General features: G+C 63.9%; 2 protein-coding genes. Both read right to left on the minus strand.

The window, feature by feature from the left end; translation table 11 throughout:
* Positions 1-1,068, minus strand: a 1,068-nt coding sequence (locus UNPA324_RS10990) for a DUF1522 domain-containing protein (protein ID WP_141938816.1), incomplete at its 3' end; no start/stop codon positions are given.
* Between the two features lie 358 nt (positions 1,069-1,426).
* Positions 1,427-2,488: DUF1522 domain-containing protein (locus UNPA324_RS10995; RefSeq protein WP_141938819.1), on the minus strand; the 1,062-nt coding region annotated here is incomplete at its 5' end.

Raw genomic sequence — 2,488 nt, forward strand, 5'->3', positions numbered from 1 at the left:
GAGCGTCGAACCGTCCGCGATCTCCGCACCCAGCGAGGCCGCGCTGGTGGTGCGGTTGACGTTGACGGTGGCATTGCCGCCGCCCACGGACGTCGTCAGGCCGAGAGCGTTGAGCAGGTCGGCCTTGCCGGTGACGCTCAGATCCGCACCCGTCGAGCTCTTCAGTGTGACGGCACTCGAACCAACGCTCGAAGCGGTCTGGTTGAGGCTGGTGGCGATCGTCGCGGCACCCGAGCTGATGGACACCGTCTTCACGCCGCTGGCCAGATCGATCGCGCTCAAGAGATCGTTGACGGTCGCGGCCGGGGTACCGGCGGTGCCGAGATAGACGGTGGTGTTGCCGCTACCGTCGGTGACGAGGTTGCCGCTGACGCCCGAACCGGTCGGAACCGCAGTCGCCGCGGGAGCCGCGCCGCTGCGGAACGTGATGGTCTTGCCGTTCACGGTCAGCGTGTCGCCGTCGGCGGGCTGGGCATTGCCGGCCAGACCGGTCGCGGTCGTGCCGTTGGTGGCGATCAGGGTGATGGTGCCGGTCAGCGCCGTGGTGCCGCCCGCGCCGGTCGTTGCCGTGGTGCCGGTGAAGGAGCCGATGGTGGCGCCGAGAGTCGAGGTGCCGGTCGCCGCGGTGATGCCGCCGGCCGCGCCGCTATACAGCACGTTGCTGCTCGCGGTCGCGCTGGCGAAGGAGGTCGTGCCACGCAGATCCGCCGCGGTCGCACCCGAAATGGTGGTGGAGACGTTGGACTTGGTGGAGTAGCCGACCGTGGTCTGCAGTGCCTGGTTGGCGATCGACTTGGCGCTGTCGATCAGCTTCTGCAGCGAGGTGATGCCGGTGTTGGCGGCCTGCAGCACCTGCACGCCGTTGGCGATGCCGTCGAGCAGATTGTTGATGTCGCTGGCGCGGTTGTCGAGTGACTGTGCCGTGAAGAAGTTGGTGGGATTGTCCAGGGCCGAGTTGACGCTCTTGCCGGTCGACAGACGGCTCTGCGTGGTGGCGAGGAGATCAGCGGTGGACTGGAGAGAGAGCAGGTTCTGACGAACCGAGGAAGAGAGAACGATACCGGACATTGAGTGTTACCCTTCTGGTACGCAACGCAACAAAACTTCGATTAGGATTAATCGATGCTCGGAACGGTGAACGTGGAGGGCTAACAAAGCATGAAGCGTGTCGCACCAGTCCTTGCGCGGATTCACCATACGCGCGTTCGGAGCCTGATCGTGCTCACCGATATCGTCATGATAGGATGGCGCTTTTTGGTGCAGCGACGAGACATTTGCCACTTGTCAACCATAACTCAGAGTGAGCAATTGGCGGCATCAAATGCATCATTTCCACTTCGCCGAGCGGCACTGTAATGCCGGCGAAAAAAGAAAGCGGCGGGGCCGAAGCCCCGCCGCCTGATCTTGCTTGCGATGTCGTCCGCTATTAGCGGAGCAGCTGCAGCACGCTCTGCTGCGACTGGTTAGCCAGCGACAGCGCGGAGACCGCGATCGACTGGCGGGTCGACAGCGCCTGGCTGTTGGCCGCTTCGGTGTTGGTGTCGGCCAGCGTCAGGTTGGACGAGCCGGTCTGCAGCACGTTGATCAGGCTCTTGTTGAAGTCCTGACGAACCTGCACCACCGAGAGGTTCGAACCGAGGCTCGAAGCTTCCGAGCGCAGCGTGCTGGACGCGGCGTTCAGGTTCGACAGCACCTTGTTGGTCGCGGAGTTGTCGATGAAGTCGACACCGCTGGTCAAAGCAGCAAGGCCGAGACCCTTGGAGTTGTAGGTCACGCCGGTGATGCTGAGGTTCGACTTGCCGGTCTCGTCGAACACCAGCTTGAGCTGGTCGCCGTTCAACAGGTTGACGCCGTTGAACGAGGAGTCCTGCGAGGTGGTGTCGATCTGGTTCAGGATGTTGTTGTACTGAGACACCAGGTTGGCACGCGCCGTCTGGGCAACCCCATCCTGGACGGGGTTGGAAGCCGTCGAGAATGTCAGCGCCGAGGTGAGCGTGCCGCCGATCGCACCGCCGGCGGCCGTCGATCCGAGCGTCGAGGACGCGTAGTCGTTGGACGCGGTGATGGTCAGCAACCCGTTGGCGTCGATCGTCGCGGACAGGTTGTTGGCCTGAAGCTTGGTGTTGAGCTGGTCGAGCGTCTTGACCGTGCCGTTGGTGCCGTCGCCGAAGGTGACGTTGACCGCCGTGCCGCCGTTGAAGGAGGTGAAGGTCAAGGTCTTGCCGGCGATACCGCCGATGCCGGAGGTGCGCGCCGCGGTGAAGGCGGTCGCCGTCCCGGTGTTGCCGGCGAGACCGAACACGTTCAACGCATTACCGGTGCCGGTGATCGACAGGTCGGCATTGACGCCGGTCGAGATCTTGAGCTGGCCGGACGTATTGATCGTCGAGTTCGATTGGCCGGTGGCTGTCGCAAGCGTCGCGGTGCCGTTGGCATTGACCGTCGCGGTCTGCACGCCGGTGGCAAGGTCGATCGCCTTCAGCACGTC

The organism is Bradyrhizobium sp. UNPA324, from assembly GCF_006658635.1.
In the GTDB taxonomy this organism is placed as follows: Bacteria; Pseudomonadota; Alphaproteobacteria; order Rhizobiales; family Xanthobacteraceae; genus Bradyrhizobium; species Bradyrhizobium nanningense.